Source organism: Rhizobium rosettiformans W3, assembly GCF_004912135.1.
Taxonomy (GTDB): Bacteria; Pseudomonadota; Alphaproteobacteria; order Rhizobiales; family Rhizobiaceae; genus Allorhizobium; species Allorhizobium rosettiformans.
Genome location: NZ_STGU01000006.1, coordinates 192,124 through 211,220 on the forward strand (window position 1 = coordinate 192,124; position 19,097 = coordinate 211,220).

The 19,097-nt window shown below is 61.9% G+C and carries 14 protein-coding genes; 3 read left to right on the forward strand and 11 right to left on the reverse strand.

Going from position 1 to position 19,097, the window contains the following annotated elements; translation table 11 throughout:
* Nucleotides 1-216 precede the first annotated feature (216 nt).
* Nucleotides 217-1,194 carry an extensin-like domain-containing protein gene (locus tag FAA86_RS13060; protein ID WP_136541203.1) on the forward strand — a complete coding sequence of 326 codons (978 nt, stop codon included), beginning with the start codon at nucleotides 217-219 and terminating at the stop codon, nucleotides 1,192-1,194.
* Nucleotides 1,195-1,252: 58 nt separating this feature from the next.
* Here the strand turns inward: FAA86_RS13060 and FAA86_RS13065 are convergent, their stop codons facing one another.
* The 3 genes from FAA86_RS13065 to putA form a co-directional block, all read right to left on the reverse strand.
* On the reverse strand, nucleotides 1,253-3,526 hold the full coding sequence (locus FAA86_RS13065) for a TonB-dependent hemoglobin/transferrin/lactoferrin family receptor (RefSeq protein WP_136541205.1): 2,274 nt from the start codon (nucleotides 3,524-3,526) through the stop codon (nucleotides 1,253-1,255).
* Nucleotides 3,527-3,761: 235 nt separating this feature from the next.
* Nucleotides 3,762-5,435 (reverse strand): formate--tetrahydrofolate ligase, encoded by a 1,674-nt coding sequence (locus tag FAA86_RS13070; RefSeq protein WP_136541207.1) that lies wholly within the window; start codon nucleotides 5,433-5,435, stop codon nucleotides 3,762-3,764.
* Between the two features lie 261 nt (nucleotides 5,436-5,696).
* Complete coding sequence (putA, locus tag FAA86_RS13075; RefSeq protein ID WP_136541209.1) at nucleotides 5,697-8,816, reverse strand: bifunctional proline dehydrogenase/L-glutamate gamma-semialdehyde dehydrogenase PutA; 3,120 nt, start codon at nucleotides 8,814-8,816, stop codon at nucleotides 5,697-5,699.
* A 107-nt stretch (nucleotides 8,817-8,923) separates the two neighbouring features.
* Between putA and FAA86_RS13080 the strand changes: the two genes are divergently transcribed.
* On the forward strand, nucleotides 8,924-9,388 hold the full coding sequence (locus FAA86_RS13080; RefSeq protein WP_113458635.1) for an Lrp/AsnC ligand binding domain-containing protein: 465 nt from the start codon (nucleotides 8,924-8,926) through the stop codon (nucleotides 9,386-9,388).
* A 155-nt stretch (nucleotides 9,389-9,543) separates the two neighbouring features.
* Nucleotides 9,544-10,260 carry a helix-turn-helix transcriptional regulator gene (locus FAA86_RS13085; RefSeq protein ID WP_246035066.1) on the forward strand — a complete coding sequence of 239 codons (717 nt, stop codon included), beginning with the start codon at nucleotides 9,544-9,546 and terminating at the stop codon, nucleotides 10,258-10,260.
* A gap of 11 nt (nucleotides 10,261-10,271) precedes the next feature.
* Here the strand turns inward: FAA86_RS13085 and FAA86_RS13090 are convergent, their stop codons facing one another.
* The 8 genes from FAA86_RS13090 to FAA86_RS13130 form a co-directional block, all read right to left on the reverse strand.
* Nucleotides 10,272-10,922 carry a pyridoxamine 5'-phosphate oxidase family protein gene (locus FAA86_RS13090; RefSeq protein ID WP_136541211.1) on the reverse strand — a complete coding sequence of 217 codons (651 nt, stop codon included), beginning with the start codon at nucleotides 10,920-10,922 and terminating at the stop codon, nucleotides 10,272-10,274.
* 163 nt (nucleotides 10,923-11,085) lie between these two features.
* Nucleotides 11,086-12,195 (reverse strand): DUF2333 family protein, encoded by a 1,110-nt coding sequence (locus tag FAA86_RS13095; protein ID WP_136541213.1) that lies wholly within the window; start codon nucleotides 12,193-12,195, stop codon nucleotides 11,086-11,088.
* A complete protein-coding gene (locus FAA86_RS13100; protein WP_136541215.1) occupies nucleotides 12,188-13,483 on the reverse strand; it encodes a DUF6638 family protein in 1,296 nt (431 codons plus the stop codon). Before FAA86_RS13100 ends, FAA86_RS13095 begins: the two co-directional genes overlap by 8 nt.
* Nucleotides 13,480-13,890, reverse strand: coding sequence for a helix-turn-helix domain-containing protein (locus FAA86_RS13105; RefSeq protein ID WP_136541217.1), 411 nt, complete (start codon nucleotides 13,888-13,890; stop codon nucleotides 13,480-13,482). The genes FAA86_RS13100 and FAA86_RS13105 overlap by 4 nt, the downstream gene beginning before the upstream one ends.
* A gap of 311 nt (nucleotides 13,891-14,201) precedes the next feature.
* Nucleotides 14,202-16,115: an AAA family ATPase gene (locus FAA86_RS13115; protein WP_136541219.1), complete on the reverse strand. Its 1,914-nt coding sequence runs from the start codon at nucleotides 16,113-16,115 to the stop codon at nucleotides 14,202-14,204.
* Between the two features lie 2 nt (nucleotides 16,116-16,117).
* A complete protein-coding gene (locus FAA86_RS13120) occupies nucleotides 16,118-17,269 on the reverse strand; it encodes a hypothetical protein (RefSeq protein ID WP_136541221.1) in 1,152 nt (383 codons plus the stop codon).
* 79 nt (nucleotides 17,270-17,348) lie between these two features.
* A complete protein-coding gene (locus FAA86_RS13125; protein ID WP_113458642.1) occupies nucleotides 17,349-18,437 on the reverse strand; it encodes a coiled-coil domain-containing protein in 1,089 nt (362 codons plus the stop codon).
* 213 nt (nucleotides 18,438-18,650) lie between these two features.
* Complete coding sequence (locus FAA86_RS13130; protein ID WP_136541223.1) at nucleotides 18,651-19,037, reverse strand: c-type cytochrome; 387 nt, start codon at nucleotides 19,035-19,037, stop codon at nucleotides 18,651-18,653.
* Nucleotides 19,038-19,097: the final 60 nt, after the last annotated feature.

The window sequence follows — 19,097 nt, forward strand, 5'->3', positions numbered from 1 at the left end:
TTTCCGGGCGGCTTTGGGGTCAATCGTCTAAAGACATGACTGGTCAAGGCCGCGTCAGCGTGCCCACCACCAAGCAATGTTCTTCGAAACGATCTTCATGGCGACAGGAATACCGTGGAGCCCGCGCCTTAGCAAGGGCGTTTTGCAGTGCTCGTATCATGAACTTTTCGGCGGCTCGCGCCTTATCGACCCGGTGGCTGGGGAGACGGAGACGAGATGACGAAGACCAAACTGCCGGCCCGGTTCGGCTTGCTGCCCGCCTTGCTGTTCGCCTTGCCGATCGCAACGGGGCTGACGCTTCCCGCCCGCGGCCCGCAACCGGCCCCTCGCCCCGAAGCGGCGGCCCCTGCTCCAGACACCGGCGCGGACGCGGCAAGCGACGAGGCCAAACCCGCTGACAAGGCGACGGTGCCGACACCGGATCCCAAGCCGGCACCGCCTGTGGCAGACGAGACGAAGGCCGACGGCAAAACACAGGCTTCGGAGAAAACCAGGAACGAAGAGCCACAAGCCGGCAATCCATCCGAGGCAGCGGACGAGACGCCGAACACGGAGAAGACGGAAGGCACAGGCACATCCGGGGCGGAGCCGGAGGAAAAGGCAGAACCTGCAGACCCGCCGCCAGCAGCCGAAGACCCGAAGGCGCTGGCCGCCTGCCTGGCCGATCTCCGGGCGATTGGTGCCCGTTTCGAACCCGCCTCCCCCATCTACGACGACGGCGGCTGCGGTATCGCAGCCCCGGTCACGCTCACGAAGATCCTGCCCGATGTGGCGCTCGAGCCGGAGGCTACACTTCGCTGCGAAACGGCGCTGCAGCTTGCAAGAATGACCCGCGACATGCTGAAGCCCGCGGCCCAAGCCGCCTTCCCTGACAAGCCAAAGCTTACCGCCATCCGCCAGGCATCCGGCTATGTCTGCCGCAACCGCAACAGCGCCGAAAATGGCAAGGTATCGGAGCATGCCTATGGCAATGCGATCGACATCGCCGCCTTGCGTTTCGGAGAGAGGCAAGAGCCGGTGATGATCGCGAAGCAGGATGACGGCACGGCCGAGGCCGCCTTCCAGCGCGCCTTCAACGCCATCGCCTGCCTCTACTTCACCACGGTGCTATCCCCCGGCAGCGACCCGACACACCAGGATCACATGCATCTCGACGTGATCGAGCGGAAGAGCGGGTACCGGTATTGCCGGTAAAGCGGAACGCGAAAGGCGGCGCATCTCTGCGCCGCCTGCCGCAATCGTGTTGCTCCACTCAGAACTTCTGGGTGAGCGAGATTTTGAAGGTCCGGCCGGGTTCGGAGTAATACTCGATCGGCTGATTGGTGTTGCTATTCGCCGGCACGGTGGTGGGATTGAAGTCCTTCATTTCCACCGCGTCGTAATAGGTCTTGTTGAACACATTGTAGACGCCGGCCTGAATGCGCAGGCCCTTGAACTGCTCTGGCTCCCACCATGCTGCCAGGTCGACGATGCCATAACCGGGCGCATCGAAAGTGGTGTCAAGGCCATCGTCCCGCATTCCGGATGCGCCGATCAGGCTCAGGTCTGCGCCCCAATTGACCTGCTCGTATCCGATACCGACCACGCCCTTGAACGGCAGGACGGAGCGGAGATATTCACCGGTCTCCTTGTCCTCGCCATAGGCATAGGCGCCGCCCCCATGGACGAAGAAGCCGTTGGCGAAGTCCTTGCGCAGGCTGAACTCGAAACCGGAAATATGGACGCGGTCAAGATTCTCGTATTGCGTTAGGAAACCGTAGACCGGATCGGTGGTGCTTGTCTGATCGATGAAGTTCTTGTACCGGCTGTGATAGGCGGCAACGCGGCCGCTGATGTCGTCGAATTCAAAGTTGGCCCCAACTTCAAACGAATTCGAGGTTTCGGCCTCCAGGTCAGGATTGCCACGCACGGCATAGCCAGTGTTGACGAAATCGAGGTAGAGTTCGTTGACGCTCGGGGCACGATAGGCCATCGACCACTGGGCGAAGAGCTGGATCTCTGGCGTGAGCTGGTATTCCGCAAGCAGCTTCGGGCTGAAGCGATTGCCGTCACTCGCCTCAGGCAGTCCCCCGACCGTATAGGCATTGCTCTCCATGAAGCCGTCAGTGAGGACAGGTTCGTATTCATACCAGTCGAAGCGGACGCCCGGCGTGACTGACAGAGCGCTGTTCTCCATCGTGATCTTGTCCTCAATATAGATGCCAAAGCGCTTTCCATCGACATCCGGCATGTCGGACTGGTTGGACTTGAGGTTTCCGCAAAGGGCGGCATTCGTGACGGTACCCAGCGTACACGCATCAATGCCAGTAACGTACTGGCTGGTATCGGAGATCGACCCGTCGATCCCGACTGTCACCTCATGATTGAGCGGTCCTGTGGAGAACTCGCTCACTACATTGCCCGTTACGCCATACGAGCCTTCGGACAGCTCGTTGTCGCGCAACCAAGGGCCGGCGAATGTGCCGACGCGGCGACCCGTCGCCCCCGCATTCTTGACGGTTTTCTGCCAGTAGAGCGACAGACGTGCCGACTGGATGACCTCGTTTTCGGCTGGATTGAGGAAGGAGTAGTCGACCGAGACACGATCGCGTGCCGTGTCGTCAAATCCGTCATACTCCCCAACGGCCCAGATGCGGCTAGAGCCGGAAGTCGCTCCCTGCAGTGTCTTGAGATCGGTATCAGTGTTGCGGCGGAAGCGCTCCGCCGTCAGCCCGACCGTATGCCCCCCCTCAAGCTGCTGGCGCAGTTTGAAGAGGAGGTTGTACTGGTCGTATTCGGACGGATTGGCCTCTGTACGGGTCGGCCCAATGGCGTCAACATCACCCTGCGTAGCCGTCTCCTGGCCCTTTTTGTAGGTGCCCTGCAATAGTACGGAGGTGTTCTCGACCTTCTTGGCCACGGCAGCTGAGCCGCTCACGCTCTTGTCTTCACTGTCATAGCTAGTCTTGGCAATGCCACCCCAATCCTTGCCTTCGCCGATCAGGTCTTCCGGCTCCAGGGTGCGTAAGGCGATACCGCCGGCCAGTGCGCCGGACCCCAGCCGGGACGAATCCGCGCCGCGAAGGACATCCAGGGTCGAGATGGCACTGAAATCGACGCTATCGCTGCCACCGTTGGCATTGGTGGTGCTAGACGGCCCTCCGCGCCGGGCGAAATTGTCCAGATAGGGAAGCGGGATCCCGTCGATCGTCGTCACCACACGCGGCCCACCGAGACCACGAATGGTCACGCCACCGAGCGACTTGCTGAAATCGACGCCGGGCTCAAGAACACGCCCAAGATCCTGGAAACTGTCGACATCCCTCTCCCGCAAATCCTCCGCCGTCGTCTCGGTCGCCAGTGGCGTATCGGCCACGGATCCCGCCGACACGCGTTTGCCCTTCACCACGATCGTCTGCAATTGCGTTTCGCCTTCGGCCGTTGTGGTCGCCGTGCTGGCGTCCTGGGCCTGGGCGGGGAGGATGGCGGAGACGGCCACCAGTGCGGTGCATGCGAGCAAAAGGGGGCGGAGAGGCCGGGAGCCCATGCGGATGTCCTTTCGAAAGGCCAGCAGATAACGGTCCCGCACCCCGTGTCTGCGGGGGCAGGCTGGCCGAATGTGATTGCGTCAAAACCTTGGCGGCGTCTGAATTTTCGCCGCAATCACGCCCTATAAAACATGATTATCGGAGTCAACATATAAAACATGATTCTTTTTATCATGATTTGTGATCGCCATCACCGTGACGAAAATATCACGCGATGGCGATAGGTATTGGGACTTAGAACAGCCCTTCGATGGCACCGGAGCGGTCGAGGCGGATCTTCTCCGAGGACGGCACGCGCGGCAGTCCCGGCATGGTCATGATCTCGCCGGTGATCGCGACGACAAAGCCGGCGCCCGCAGACAGGCGCACCTCCCGGACATGCACGGTGTGGCCCTCCGGCGCGCCTCTCAGCGTGGGGTCGGTGGAGAAGGAATACTGCGTCTTCGCCATGCAGACCGGGAGATGGCCATAGCCCTGGCGTTCCCACTCGAGGAGCTGGTCCCGCACCGCCTTTTCTGCCGTAACCTCCCCTGCCCGGTAGATCTCGGCAGCGACGCGCTCGATCTTGGAAAAGAGCGGCATGGCATCAGGATAAAGCGGACGGAATTCAGAGGGGGTATCGGCAAGCCTGACCACCGCCTCGGCGAGTTCGGTGATCCCAGCCGAGCCATCGGCCCAGTGGCGGCAGAGCACGGCTTCTGCCCCCAGTCCTCTGGCCACCGCCTTGACGGCTGAAACTTCAGCCTCGGTGTCCGTGGTGAAATGGTTGATGGCAACGACCGCCGGCACGCCGAACTTGGCGAGGTTTTCGAGATGCCGGGCAAGATTGACGGCACCCCGCTCGACGGCGGCCACATCCTCGCGGGAGAGATCCTCCTTGGCCACCCCGCCATTCATCTTGAGCGCCCGGACCGTTGCGACGATCACGACGGCGGAGGGGGCAAGCCCCGCCTTGCGGCACTTGATGTCGAAGAATTTCTCCGCACCCAGATCGGCCCCGAAACCCGCTTCCGTCACCACGTAATCACCAAGCTTCAGCGCCGTCTTCGTCGCCACGACAGAATTGCAGCCATGGGCAATGTTGGCGAAGGGGCCGCCATGAACGAGCGCGGGATTGTTTTCGAGCGTCTGCACGAGGTTCGGCTGCATCGCTTCCTTGAGCAGCACGGCCATGGCACCGTCGGCATTGAGGTCGCGGGCATAGACGGGGCTCTTGTCGCGGCGATAGCCGATGATGATCGCGCCGAGGCGCTTTTCGAGGTCTTCGAGATCGGTGGCGAGGCAGAGGATCGCCATGACCTCGGAGGCCACCGTGATGTCAAAGCCGGCCTCGCGCGGAAAGCCGTTGGAGGCGCCGCCGAGCGAGGTCACGATCTGGCGCAGGGCCCGGTCGTTCATATCCATCACCCGCCGCCAGGTGATGCGGCGCGTGTCGATACCGAGTTCGTTGCCCCAGTAGATGTGATTGTCGATCAGCGCCGAAAGCAGGTTATGGGCCGAGGTGATCGCGTGGAAATCGCCGGTGAAATGGAGGTTGATGTCCTCCATCGGCACGACCTGCGCATGACCACCGCCGGCCGCACCGCCCTTCACCCCGAAACAGGGCCCGAGCGAAGGCTCGCGGATGCAGATCACGGCCTTCTTGCCGATCCGGTTCAAGCCGTCACCGAGCCCGACGGTCGTCGTCGTCTTGCCCTCGCCTGCCGGTGTCGGATTGATCGCGGTTACCAGGATCAGCTTGCCATCGGAGCGGTCGGCAAGCCCCTTGATGAAGGAGGCCGAGATCTTCGCCTTGTCGTGGCCATAGGGGATCAGGCTTTCGGAGGGAATGCCGAGCTTGCAGCCGATCTCCTGGATGGGCCGCTTGGACGCCGCGCGGGCGATATCGATGTCGGATGCCACGGTCATGTTTCCCCCTTGTTTTCCATTGACCGGAGGATCTGACGGCGCGGCCCAGGGTGCAAGCCGGTGACAGGACTTTTTTCACAGCGAAGTTAAGCGGCCTGAGAGGGACATGACACCCTCTCCTCGAGGGGAGGGTCGGAGCGCAGCTTCGGGGTGGGGTGGCGGCAGCTACGCTCGCCCAGCAACGTGGGCCTAACTCGCGGCGTTGTTCACCCCCACCCGCCGCGTTGCGGCGACCTCCCCCCTCAAGGGGGAGGTGGGTGCTCACCCTTCCCCGATCGCAATCAGGCTGGCATTGCCGCCGGCGGCGGCCGTGTTGACCGAGATCACCTGCTCCAGTGCAAAGCGGCTGAGGTAAGCCGGGCCGCCCGCCTTGAAGCCGGTGCCGGACATGCCGGAGCCACCGAAGGGCTGGGTGCCGACAACAGCACCGATCATGTTGCGGTTGACGTAGATGTTCCCGGTGTCGAGCGCTTCGGTGACGGTGCGGATCGTCGCCTCGATGCGGCTGTGCACGCCAAGCGTCAACCCGTAGCCGGTGGCGGCGATCGAGTTGATCACCTGGTGCAGCGACTTCGCCTTCCAGCGCACGACATGCAGCACGGGACCGAAGATCTCCTTGGTCAGCGCCTCGGGACGGTCGAGCTCGATGATATGCGGAGCAAAGAAGTTGCCGGTCGCGGGCACCTGACCGGCATAACGCAGCTTCTGGGTCCGCTTCATCTCGGCGACATGGCCCTCCAGCATCGCCCTCTGCTTCTCGTCGATGACGGGGCCGATATCGGTGGTGATCTCGAGCGGATTGCCGAGGTTCAGCTCGCGGGCCGCCCCCTCGATCATCTCCAGCATGCCGTCGGCGATGTCCTCCTGCAGATAAAGAATGCGGAGCGCCGAGCAGCGCTGGCCGGCCGAGCGGAAGGCGGACATGACGACATCGTCGGCCACCTGTTCGGCAAGCGCGGTCGCATCGACGATCATGGCATTCATGCCGCCGGTCTCGGCAATCAGCGGCACGATCGGGCCGTTCTTGGCGGCAAGCGTGCGGTTGATCGCCTGGGCCGTCGCGGTGGAGCCGGTAAACGCGATGCCGGCAAGCTGCGGATGGGCGGCGATCGCCGCACCAACGTCGCCGGCGCCCGGCAGCAGCATCAACACGTCTTCCGGCACGCCGGCCTTGTGGAAGAGTTTGACTGCTTCGAAGGCGATCAGCGGCGTCTGGGGTGCCGGCTTGGCTATGACGGCATTGCCGGCAACCAGGGCGGCCGAGACCTGGCCGAGGAAGATCGCCAGCGGGAAATTCCAGGGAGAGATACAGGCAAAGACACCGCGCCCACGCCAGGACAAGCGGTTGAGCTCGCCGGTCGGGCCGGGCATGACCTCGGCCTCGCCGAACTGCTTGCGCGCCTGAACGGCATAGTAGCGGCAGAAATCGACGGCCTCGCGGATTTCGGCAACGCCGTCATCTAGCGTCTTGCCGGCTTCGAGCGCGAGCAGGGTCAGGAGACGGTCACGATCGGCTTCCAGAAGGTCTGCGAGCTTCTCCAGCGTTACCGCACGCTCCTCAACGGAGACGCGCGACCAGCGGGCAAAGCCCTGGCGTCCCGCAGCAAAGGCGCGGTCGACATCCGCCGGGGTTGCGTTGCGCACGGTGCCGACCTTGTGGGCGCGGTCCGCCGGCGACAGCACGGCCTCGTCACTCGTCGCACCCGTTGCACCCGGCACCAGCGGACGGGCGGCGATCTCGCCGAGCGACTGCGAAATGCGCACCATCAGCCGCTCCAGATTGTCGCGATGGCCGAATTCGAAGCCGGCGCTGTTTTTCCGGTCGCCATAGAGGCCAAGCGGCATTGGAATCTGGCTGTGGCGGGCGCTCTGGCCATTGCCGATGCCGAGCTTTTCGGAGGGGCGCTCAAGCAGCGCCTTGACCGGGATATTCTTGTCGCCGGCAACGGCGACGAAGGAGGAGTTCGCGCCGTTTTCGAGCAGGCGGCGAACGAGATAGGCGAGCAGGTCGCGATAGCCGCCGACGGGCGCATAGATGCGGCAGGCGATGCGGTCATTGCCCGAGAGCAGCGTGTCGTAGAGCGCCTCGCCCATGCCATGCAGGCGCTGGAATTCAAAGCCGGAGCGATCGGCACCGGCAAGCTCGATGATCGTCGAGACGGTGAGCGCATTGTGGGTGGCAAACTGCGGGAAGATGCGAGCGCGCTTTTCCATGAGTTTGGCCGCGCAATGCAGATAGGAAAGGTCGGTTGCCGGCTTGCGGGTCCAGACCGGGTAGTCGTCGAGCCCGCGCTCCTGGGCGCGCTTCACTTCGGTGTCCCAGTAAGCGCCCTTGACGAGACGCACCATCATCCGGCGGCCATACTGCTGGCAGAGGTTGTCGATATAGTCGATCACCTGCGGCGCGCGCTTCTGATAGGCCTGGATGGCAAGGCCAAAACCGTCCCAGCCAGCCAGCGACGAATCGGCAAAGACGGCAGCGATCACGTCGAGCGAGAGCTCGAGACGATCGGCCTCTTCGGCATCGACGGTGAAGTTCAGCTGATGGGCCTTGGCCATCTGGGCGAGCTTCAGGAGATCCGGCACCAGTTCGCGCATAACGCGGTCACGATGGGTCGCGAGATAACGCGGATGGAGCGCCGAGAGCTTGACCGAAATGCCCATGCGGTTCGGCAGCTGCTGGCTCTTGCCATGCTTGGCCATGAAGGCGCCGATCGCCTCGATGGCGCTCGCATAGGACTGGAAGTAGCGCTTGGCATCCTCGGCCGTGCGGGCGCCCTCGCCCAGCATGTCGAAGGAATGGCGATAGCCGCGCTCCTCGCTCTTGGCCGCACGCGAGAGCGCGTCCTTGATGGTTTCGCCGAGCACGAAGTGATGGCCGAGGAAACGCATGGCCTGTTTGGTGGCGGAGCGGACGGTCGGCAGGCCCAGCCGCTTGACGAGACCGCGCATGACACCTTCGGGCGTTTCGCCCGGACGGATGACACGGGCCGAGAGGCCGAGCGCCCAGGCTGACGCCGAGACGAACCAGCTCTCGCCATGCGCCTCGTGTTCGCTCCAGCCGCCCTCTTTCAGCTTGTCCTCGATCAGGCGGTCCTGGGTAAGTGCATCCGGCACGCGCAAGAGCGCTTCGGCGAGCACCATCAGCGCCAGACCTTCGCGGGTCGACAGACCATATTCGCGCAGGAAGTCTTCGACGCCGCCGACCGAACCGGAATTGCTGCGGATCGCCTCGATATAGGTCGTGGCGCGCCGGTCGATGGCCCCGTTCTGGCTTTCCGACAGGGAAAGGCGCGAAGCGAAATGGCGGATGAGCTGGTCGTCATCGCCCGCATAGGGGGCTTCGAAACGCGGGAAATCGGTCGTGGCTGGCTTGATCATGATCACCTCCGTGGTATCGCATACATATCTGCGGATTTGCCGCGTTTCCCACTATTCTTAAGCCACATATCTGCGATATTCTCTACAAAAGTGACGAAAGGTAGAGAATGAGCAAAGAACTGGATCGTCTCGATCGAAAGATCCTCCGCGCGCTGCAGGCGGAGGGTCGATTGACCAACATCGAACTTGCCGAACGGGTCAATCTGTCGCCGACCGCGACGGCGGAGCGGGTACGTCGCTTGACGCGTGAAGGCTACATCACCGGCTACATGGCGATGCTGTCACCGCAGAAGCTCGGACGCAACCTGCTGGTCTTCATCGAGGTAAAACTCGACCGGACGACGGCGGATGTCTTCGACACCTTTGCAGCGGCCGTAAAACGATCGGACGACGTCATGGAATGTCATATGGTCGCAGGCGGGTTCGACTATCTCGTCAAGGCGCGCGTGGCCGGCATGGAAGCCTACCGGCAATTCCTGTCGGAGGTGATTCTGCCTCTGCCCGGCGTCAGGGAAACACACACCTACGCGGTCATGGAAGAGGTGAAGGCAGGGTCGGCCTTGCCCGTATGAAGGTCACGCTAACAGGCGAATGCCATTTTGATCGCCAGCGGTCAGACATTAGTCATATTAATAGTGACAACCCCTGAAAAACTGCTAGCTTTTCGACCGGACTGATATATTGATCATAAACTTCAGAATGATTGTCAACTTTCGAAATTGATAAAATGTTGTCAGAACGCCAGACGCTCTTGAGCCAGGACATCGGGGGCTGTCAGAACCGCGCCGAGTTGATGGATTGCTGGTCACGGGCGACGCGTGAATACGGCCTGGACTATGTGAGCCTCGCCGCGGCCCCGACTTCGCATGACAGACTGGTCGCTCCCCTTGTTCGGGAGACGACTTTGCCGCTGGAATATTGCCGCGAATTTGACCGCCTGGAATTTTTGAAACATTGCCCGACCGTGCCGCATGTCAGCCGGTCGATCATGCACAATCAATGGACGATCGGCCCTGACGGCAGGGACCCGACCTTCGACTGCCCGCCGGAATTTGTCGCCCTGATGCTGAGATTCCGGCTGATCACCGGCATCATCTTCTCCGTGCACTCCGTCGACGGCAGCCGCTATGTCGTTCGCTACGACGGCGACCGCGGACCGCTTGCCATGCCGGAAATCAACGAACTGTCCATGTTGAGCATCCAGGCTTTCGACGTCTTCGACCGGCTGCGTCGGACGGCCAGCAACACCAACGTGCTCTCGGCCCGCGAACTGGAAGTCGTCCGCTGGACAGCACAAGGCAAGACATCGCTGGAGATCGGCCAGATCCTCTCGCTCTCCGATCACACGGTGAACGCCTACATGACCAATGCGATCCGCAAGCTGGACTGCGTCAACCGCACCCAGCTGGTCGCCAAGGCCATCCGGATGAAGATCATCAGCTAAGGCTTCGACACTCAGTAGAGTGTCTGGCGATAGGCGGTCTCGAGATCGTCGTCCATCTTCCTCATCACGGCCTGATCAGAGGGCGCGCCGGTCGTATCGTCAAGGATCATCTTGACCAGAGACGGCATCTCGCTCCTGTCCTGCCGATGGGCGGGATCCCAGAGATGCGAGCGGCGGAATGCCTTCGCACAATGCAGGAAGACCTCATCGATCTCCACGACGATTGCGAGCCTCGGGCGTCGGCCGTCCACGGCCATGCTCTCGAGGAGGTCCGGCTGCGTGCTGAGCCTTGCACGACCGTTGACGCGCAGGGTCTCGTCGTAACCCGGGATCATGAACAGCAGGCCGACCACCGGATTGGCCATGATATTCTCGAGCGTATCGAGCCGGTTGTTGCCGGGTCGGTCGGGGATCGCCAGAGTGCCGGCATCGAGGATCTGCACGAAACCCTGCGCATCGCCCCGCGGGCTGACATCGGCCCTGCCCTCCGCCCCCTGCGTCCCGATACACAGAAACGGCGACCGCCGGATGAAGGTTTCGGCATGGGGGCCGAGCGTCTGGCGCTGCTTCGTTACCGCAAGCGCATGTACCGGCTCATAGAGGCGCCGCAATGCGGCCACGTCCTGCACCATGAATTCCGGCTTCACTCCAACACTGCTCATCGTCTGGCCCTCCCTTGCACAACGAATCTGAGGTACGTACCTCATTTCCGACCATACGACATCTCGGGAGTATGAACAAGCAGAGATGCGCTGAGGTATCAGTGCGCAAAAAGGCGGCCCGCACAACCGCGAACCGCCTCCCGATAATGCGATTGCCCGGATGTCAGCGATCAAGGATCGACTGGATCTCCACCATGTTGGAGCGCACACGCAGGATGTAGAAGCCCATGGTGGCGAGATGCGTCGGCATGATCCAGCCATCCTCGCTGCCGTTCGAAATGATCGCCGGCTGGATTCTGAGCGCGGCCTGCAGCTGACGCTCCATCTCCGTCCAGATGGTCGTCAGGTTGCGCTCGCGGATAACGCCGCTGAAGTCTGCACGGGTTGCCTGCAGCAGGGCATACTGCGCATAGAGCTGGCCATAGGCGAACCAGAATCGGTCATCGGCACGGGTGTCGAACCAGCCGGCATTGAATTCCTCCGAGCGGCGGCGAAGGATGTCAGACGTGTTGCCGAGATCGCTCGCCATGCCGTCGAGGACCTGCAGCAGGTTGTCGGAGCGCGTATCGAAGACGGCGTCGCAGCTGACGAGAGAGGTATTGAACTTGTTCCAGCTTTCGACCGCGGCGCGGTAGTAGCTCGGTGTCGGCGTCTTGAAGCCGAAGGGATCGGTGCCGAAATACCAGGTGCTTTCGTCGAACTGGATATTGCCGCGCGCATTCTGCAGGTCATTGTTGATGCCGGACGTTCCGCGGACGCGGCCGAGATTGTCGGCGAGCTGGATGGCGGTCCGGCGCACGACCTGGTTCACGCCGCGCTGGAACGAGGCCTTGTTGTCCATGAAGGGCGTGTTGTCCCAATCGAGACCGAAAAGCCCGAGCTTGTAGAGAAGGGTCGATGAGACCCAGGCGTTCTGGTTGACATTCTGGTCCGTCAGCGCCGCGCTGATCGCGACGACGGCGGAATCCTGGCAGCGATTGGCCTCGCCGGGCAGCGGATTGCCGGCCGGGACCGTGCGCTCATCGAACTTGTAGGCCTGGACGAAGGCGGGATCGAAGCCATGCCAGAGCTGGGTCCGATAGATGAACTGGCCGTAGAAGATCACGAGCAGGACGAGGATGGCGAGGATCGGGCCGCGGATGATCCAGCTGCGCTCGCGATACCAGCCATGGGCGGCAAGGAACGGCCAGAGCAGCCACGCGACCACCATGCCGATGCCGCGACCGATCGCGGCAAAGACGCGCTGGAAAAACGCGATGATCGGGTCAAGCATGGTCATCTCCTAGTCCGTAGAGGCGTTTGCGAAAGGCAGCCTTGTCTTTCAGATAAGTGTCGGACAGGCGGGATACAACATAATCACGATAGGCTTCTGGGTAGCGGTCATAGGCGCGGTAGAAGCCCTGCTTGTCAAAGACGAAACGCGAGACGAAGTCCTCCGGCGTCAGATGCGAAATGAGCCGGTTCGTCAGCCACTGGTCGGGATGGCGGGGCTCGGCGCGCACCAGCCAGAGCCTGAGCTTCGGATCGATATCGGCCATGCGCAGATTGCCCGTGCGCGACAGCGTCCGCAGCGCCTCCTGCAGCAGCGGATAGACACCCCGCTCGTTGATCGCCTTGGCGTGGCGATGCAGGAAGGTCTGCATCCATACGGCGTCGATGCGGGTGAGATCGGGCACCGGATCAAGCGTGGCGGCAACCGAGAGCAGCGCCATTTCCAGCCGATGGGCGAAAAGGCCCGAGCTTTCCACCCAGCTCGCCCGCGGCAATTCCAGCCGGCCGGTGCGCGCGAGGAAATCGCCGACCTGTGCCCTGTCCTCGATCGAGATGTAGCTGACCTGCCAGGGCCGCGACCGCCGGAAGCCCGGCGCCTGCGGATCACAGATGACCGTTGTGATCTTCTCGTCGACGAAGACGAAGACACCGCCGAAGTGATCGGCCCAGAAGGCATCATGGCGGAAGACGAGTTTATCAGGCACCAGGGTGTTTTGGCGGATGTCGCCGGTCTCCTTGGCGAGCGCCACCATCTGCTCCAGCATGGCGTTGTCGCGCCAGGCATCCGGGCTCGTCACCAGCGCGTCGCAGAGCTGGCGCAACTGCCCTGCCTTGCCGAGCAGGTCCTCTGCCGACAAGACCTTGAACTTCACCTCGTTGATGGACAGCAGATCCTCGAGCGTCTTGACCTCGGAGACACTGTCCTCGATCTCGCCATAGAGCGTGTCCTTCAGCGTGATCGCGTGGATCGCCCGCGCATTGGCGGCGAAGAACTCGTGCATTAGGCCGGCGGTGTTGGAGAAGCTCGTATGCACCACCGGCAGGCTGTCCTGCTCCGGCGTCAGGATGATGAAGCGCCTGTTGACCTTCAGCGGGTCGAGATAATCAGGGTCCCCAATTTCCTCCGCCACCTGCGGCGAAAAGCCGGTGATGTCGATGTCGAAGGCGGCAAGCTTCGTTTCGGGCAGGCCGAAGGCGACGAGCGCCTTGTTGTAGCGGGCAATCAGATGCGGCTCACGGATGGGCAGGAGACGGCCATAGATGAGCTCGGCTTGGAGGAGGCGGTTCATGCGTTGTCTGCGACCTTCCTGTCCTCTTGGCGCCAATAGAGGTCGTCGAGGTCGATCTTGAGGGCGTCGGCAATGGCTTTCAGCGTGGCAATGCTACCGTCCTTCTTGCCAGTCTCGATTTCTGACAAGAAGGCAGTGCTGATCCCGGCAGCAGCGGCAAGATCCTTGGCCGACATGCCCCGAAAATCGCGCCACACGCGGATCGGGCTTTCACCTTCGCTCATCCGGTTGACATATTCGGCAGGGACCAGTTCCTCCTCGCCGGCAGCAAGCTTGCGCTCGAAATCCGCAATCGAGAGGCTGTCTTCCAGATCCTCGATGCGCTGGATCAGCGTCTCATAGTCCTTGCGGCTCAGAACGATCATCTCTTCGCCGTTTGGCGTCGTGAATGATGATGCAATCGTCATCAGAGCTCTCCCTCATAGGCTTCTCCGCGTGCTGCCACGCGTATCACATCAACGACGGTTCCATCTTCCCCGAAGATCACGCGCCAATCGCCAATTCGGAGACGGTGGTAACGGCTGTCCTTTCAACTTCTTGACATTGTTAGCCAAGGATGCCGGATCCTCGGCATATTGAAGGACCTTCGACCGGATGCGCCGAGCCTCGTTGGCCGGCATCCGGTTAAGTGTCCGGATCGCATGTTTGCTATACACGACCTCCCGCACATCCTAGCCCTCGACACCTGAACAGACAAGAAAATTCGCTGATAGCGAATTCACCACATCCCCTCCCCCTTCATCTTCTCGATCTCACCGATTGCGCGCTCGCGCTGCCGCTCCCTTCGAATGATCTCGCTGACCGCTGCATCATCAGACTTGTCGGCATAGCGGAATTCGCTGTCAGCGTAGCGATTGATCTCTTGGCAGATCATCTCCATCGTCACCGGACCGCGCAGTTCCGAAATCATCGCCTTCTTCTCGTCATAGCTCTTGTGGACGAAAGCCTCGGGGCTTTCGAACCAGGCGTCGGGCAGCTCGACATCCATCGCCCGCATCTTGATCGCATCGGTGATGTTCTTGATGGCGCGGCCGGTGAAGCGCGGTTCGGCGAGCTTGATCGCATGCAGATAGGCGCCGACATCGGCGAGCGTCTCGATTTTACCCTCACTCTTCTCGAAGCGTTCCCAGACGGCCACGAGCCCATCTTCCTTGGGTCGGTCATGCTCGCCATAGGAGCGGCTGACGGCCTTCTGGATCTCCTGGCCGGCAAACAGCTGGTGGTCGCCGAGCGGGATCTGATGGTTCTTGCCGACGAGCAGCGAGAAGATGTCGATATAGTCCTCGCGCGTCTGCGGCCCGTCGACCAGCCAGCGGGCACCGGCGCGCTGGCGCAGCGCATCGTCAACATTCTCAGGGTAGTTGGAGAACATGCCGAAGGTGGCATTGCCCCGCACCACGGTCGAGGCGCCGGCGAAACTCTCCATCAAGACGGCGGTCACCTCGTGCTGGCCGGCCGAGGCCCGGTCGTCGGAGCGCTTGGCGGTGACCTGGTCGATATCGTCGATCGTGCCGAAGCCGATGACGCGCGGGTTGAGCACGTTGTTGACGAAGGCTTTGCAGTTCTGGCCCGACTTGCCCTGATAGGACGAGATCTGGTCGACGCCGAAATTCTCGTAATGGAACGCGTAGCCCGCCATCTTGCAGTAGTCGTTCAGGAGACCCGCCAGCATCTGGATCAGGATCGTCTTGCCCGTGCCCGGCATGCCATCGCCGATGAAGGTGAAGAGGAAGCCGCCGAGCTCGACGAAGGGGTTCATCTGCCGGTCGAAATCATAGGCCATCAGCATCTTGGCGAGCTTCAGCGCCTGGTACTTGGCGATGTGGTTGCCGATGATCTCTTCCGGCTTCTTGAAGGTCATCGTGAGCGGCTTCGACTTGGCGCCCGGCACGCCATCGAAACCATCGAGTGTGAAATCGTCCTGATCGACGCGGATATGGGCGTTTTCGAAGATGCCGAGATGTTCGAAACGTGCCTTGCGGGCGAGAAGCCCGTCGAGCGCGAGATCGGCGAGACCACGCACACGCCCGATCAGCGTCGCATCGTCGCCGGCACCCTGCACGGCGGTATCAATACCGGCGACCATGCTCTTCAAGGCATCCTGGGCCGTATCGAACAGGAAGTCGGGCTCACGGATACCGTCGAGCTGCTCGCCCTCTCCCGCCACGGTGGACTTGAGGTAGGCAGCAAAGGCAAAGGCCGCGACATAGGCCTGGGAGGCAAGCAAGGCCTTGAAGCGGGCGGCCTCCTCGCCCTGAAGGGGTGCCGAGATGTTGCGCGCCTGCAGCGGCTCAAGTTCGCTCTGCCGGGCAAAGACGTCCGCTATGGCAAGCGCTACCTGCGCGCCACGCCGGACACGGTAGAGCACGGTGTGCTGGGCCGGTGTCAGCAGCGGATCGGCCGTGCCGGTCGACTGGATGGTCTTGGCAAGCTCGATCTCGCGCGTGCGGCGAACCGAAGCTGTCGAAACCGTCGAGACGAAGCGCCGTCCCGTGCCGGCAATCGGCGCACCCGAGGTGCCCTCGCCTTGGTCAAGCACCACGACCCGCGTCACCAGCCCCTGGGCGACCGCGAGATGTTTGGCGATATCGTCTTCGCGAAGTGTGGTCAGTCCCGCCGTCAATTCGCTCATGCTTAGACCTCACTCACAATCTGATGTCCTGAAATCACATGCACCTTGAAATTGCCGAAGATCGCCTTGACCTCGTTGGCCGCGTAGAGGGCCTGATAGGCGTCATGCGGCACCAGCGCGTGTTTCTCGTACGTCGAAACACCCATGCGCGCCGCTTCCAGATCATGCGTCTCGATATGGAATTCCTGGGAGGCCGGGGTCGAGGAGAAGAAGCCTTTCACCGCCGGCTGCTCGCGCTTGGAGAAGACCTCCTGCACCGTCCAGGTCATAACCCAGGCATTTTCCGGCTTGCGCACCCGATCGAGGATCTCGGTGACCCGGCCGGAATTCTCGGTGAGCCCCGTCGAGTAGAGCGGGCCGAGCACGACGCGCCGCACCGATTTCGGATGAAGATTCGGGAAATCGCGGTCCATATTGGTCGCGATCGTTGCCGGCGTCAGAGAATAGGCGGAATTCTTCGCGCAGAAATCATCGAAGCTGCGGGCAAGCTCCGGATTGAGCAGACCGCCGACCGGCAGCGGGATCTCGACTTCCTCGTTCAGCCTGCCGTCCTCGGTCACGAGGATCTTCGTGACGTTTTCAGAGGAATCCTCGACCGTCGCCAGATAGATCATCGGCAGCGTGCTGACGCCGTCGAAGGCGGCCCAGCTCACGAGATATGACGGACGGCGCGACTGCGGGTTGACCGTTACGGCAACGGTGGTCGGCAGGACGAAGGGCGAGAAGATCTCGCCAGCGCCGACCTGTTCGAGATAAAGCCGTTCGGCGATCTGTTGCTGCAGGGCTGCCGGAAACTCCTTCTGCCGCAGGATGAAATCGACTATCTCTTCCCGCAGCTTGTCAACCGCTGGAATGGTCGAGAGCCGCGTCTGCGCCCCCGCCCGGTCGTTTTCGAGTTCCAGCACGTTCTGAAAGATCGGAAAGCCGCTTTCCGCCTGGGCGATCTTGAACTGGCCCGTGAAGCCGATCCGGTTCTGCCAGGATGTGAAGGAATTCCGCAGCCGGTCCAGATAGGGCAGCATATGCAGCGTCGGCGGGCCCTTCTCGCCAAAGCGGCGATCGGTCTGCCCGAAGAACTGTTCGAGACCGGCCAGTGCCGCAGCCATGGTAGCAAAGTAGTGCGACACAGCACTGTTGCGATCGACGACGTTCATGCCCCTCCCCCGCTCAAACAGTCTGTCCATCCGGGAAGCGGCACGCGGCTAAATCGCCGCGCCCACATTTCCAGCATGATCAGGGCTTCACGTAGTTGGCAGCGTCATGCTTGTCGAGAACCGCCTGGAAGCGCCGGGCGAAAGCCTCGTCGGCGAGCTTCTTGCGGCGCTGGATATCCTGCGTCGAGAGCATGTTCTTCTCGTGCAGCTCCAGCAGATCGCCGATATGCCGCTGGGCGGCCGCACCGATGCCGGCCATGGTTTCCTCCGCCGCCGTATCGACCTGGCTGCCGAGCGTGTTGATCCGGTGCGCCACATCCTGCTGGGCGGCGGTCTTCAACGAGTCCTCGAGCGCCTTGTAGAGAACGATGCGCTGTTCGGTGTCGATCGTCAGCTTGTTGATCAGCGTGTTCTGCGCGGCGATCTGGTTGTTCAGGCTGTCGACGAAGGTCTGGAACATCGAGGTGTAGCGTTCCAGCGTCTGGCTCTCGGCGAGCAGCTCCTGTTCGCGCGCCTGGGCCTGATTGTAGTCGGTCGCAAGCTTCGAACGCTCGGCTTCCAGCGCCGTGCGCTCCGAGGTGTCGGTGGAAGCTGCAATCTTGTTTTCGATGTCGAGCAGCGCCGGGTTCAGCGTCTCGATCTTCTTCTGGGTCTCTTCGAGATTGGCAATCGTCTGCTTGCGGCGCTCGATGACCTGCACGAGGCTCGCCTCGGAGGTCTTGTAACGCTCTTCGAGAACCGTCTTCTGCTCCTTCAGGATGCCGACGATGCTGTCGGACTTCGCGAGCAGCTCCTGCAGATTGCCGGCAAGCGACATGTTGCGCACGCGCTCGGTGCGCATGCGCTGCGCCTTCTGCTTGGAGAAGATGCCGACGAACTTTTCCATGCCGGAAAAGCTCTTCATGCTTTCGAACTCGGCGCCGAACACATTGGTTGCGTCTTCGAGCCCGATGATCAGGTCGGCGATGTTCGATTCCATCACCTTCTGCTGCTTCAGGACGTCTTCGATCCGCGCGTTCTCGATGTCGAAGTCCTGCCCCGTCAGCTTGGAATCGCTCTTGGCGAGCGTATCCAGAACCACGCCGGACTGTTCGATCTTGCCGCGCATTTCGGAGACGATCTTGCGCGTTTTCTCGATCTCGCTGTCGAAGGATTGCAAAGTCGCCATGTTCTCTCCCTGTCGCCACTCCGGCGGCGCGCCGGATTCGTGTGATGCCACCATAGCGCGTTTCCGGGCGCGGGAAAGTACCGCAGCGCACAGGACAGAACGCCCCTCATCGATATGGATGGTCGAAGCCCCCACACAAGAGGCGCTAGCAGAGAAATGCGACAGCCGCGAAACAGCTGTCGCATCCAGGACGCATGCAGGGGTTGAGAGGAATCACTGGCCGCCGGCGGCGGGATCCTTGAGATAGGCGATGATATTGGCCAGATCCTCGTCCTTCTTGACGCCGGCATAGGCCATCTTGGTGCCCTTCACGACCGCCTTCGGCGCCTTCAGATATTCCGACAGAAGCGCTTCGTCCCAGACCTTGCCGGCCCCGAATTCCGTCATCGCAGGCGAATACTTGTAGTCGGCAATCGAAGCGACCGGGCGCCCGACAACGCCCTGCAGATGCGGCCCGACCTTGTTCTTCGCTTCGGTCGCGATGTGACAGGCCTGGCAGGCTTTGAAGGCCTTGGCACCGGCAACGGGATCACCGTCGGCGAATGCGGGAAGCGGCGCTGCGGCCAGGGCAAGCAGCACGATCAGGGAAGACGTCTTCATCGAAACTCCTATCTCCAAACAATGGGCGCCGAAGCGCTGCAACCATCGCATCACCTGTTG

Bases quoted from the DNA above. Each gene is read 5' to 3' on its own strand.
- FAA86_RS13060 (WP_136541203.1), top strand. From the start codon at position 217: ATGACGAAGACCAAACTGCCGGCCCGGTTCGGCTTGCTGCCCGCCTTG.
- FAA86_RS13065 (WP_136541205.1), bottom strand. From the start codon at position 3,526: ATGGGCTCCCGGCCTCTCCGCCCCCTTTTGCTCGCATGCACCGCACTG.
- FAA86_RS13070 (WP_136541207.1), bottom strand. From the start codon at position 5,435: ATGACCGTGGCATCCGACATCGATATCGCCCGCGCGGCGTCCAAGCGG.
- putA (WP_136541209.1), bottom strand. From the start codon at position 8,816: ATGATCAAGCCAGCCACGACCGATTTCCCGCGTTTCGAAGCCCCCTAT.
- FAA86_RS13080 (WP_113458635.1), top strand. From the start codon at position 8,924: ATGAGCAAAGAACTGGATCGTCTCGATCGAAAGATCCTCCGCGCGCTG.
- FAA86_RS13085 (WP_246035066.1), top strand. From the start codon at position 9,544: ATGTTGTCAGAACGCCAGACGCTCTTGAGCCAGGACATCGGGGGCTGT.
- FAA86_RS13090 (WP_136541211.1), bottom strand. From the start codon at position 10,922: ATGAGCAGTGTTGGAGTGAAGCCGGAATTCATGGTGCAGGACGTGGCC.
- FAA86_RS13095 (WP_136541213.1), bottom strand. From the start codon at position 12,195: ATGCTTGACCCGATCATCGCGTTTTTCCAGCGCGTCTTTGCCGCGATC.
- FAA86_RS13100 (WP_136541215.1), bottom strand. From the start codon at position 13,483: ATGAACCGCCTCCTCCAAGCCGAGCTCATCTATGGCCGTCTCCTGCCC.
- FAA86_RS13105 (WP_136541217.1), bottom strand. From the start codon at position 13,890: ATGACGATTGCATCATCATTCACGACGCCAAACGGCGAAGAGATGATC.
- FAA86_RS13115 (WP_136541219.1), bottom strand. From the start codon at position 16,115: ATGAGCGAATTGACGGCGGGACTGACCACACTTCGCGAAGACGATATC.
- FAA86_RS13120 (WP_136541221.1), bottom strand. From the start codon at position 17,269: ATGAACGTCGTCGATCGCAACAGTGCTGTGTCGCACTACTTTGCTACC.
- FAA86_RS13125 (WP_113458642.1), bottom strand. From the start codon at position 18,437: ATGGCGACTTTGCAATCCTTCGACAGCGAGATCGAGAAAACGCGCAAG.
- FAA86_RS13130 (WP_136541223.1), bottom strand. From the start codon at position 19,037: ATGAAGACGTCTTCCCTGATCGTGCTGCTTGCCCTGGCCGCAGCGCCG.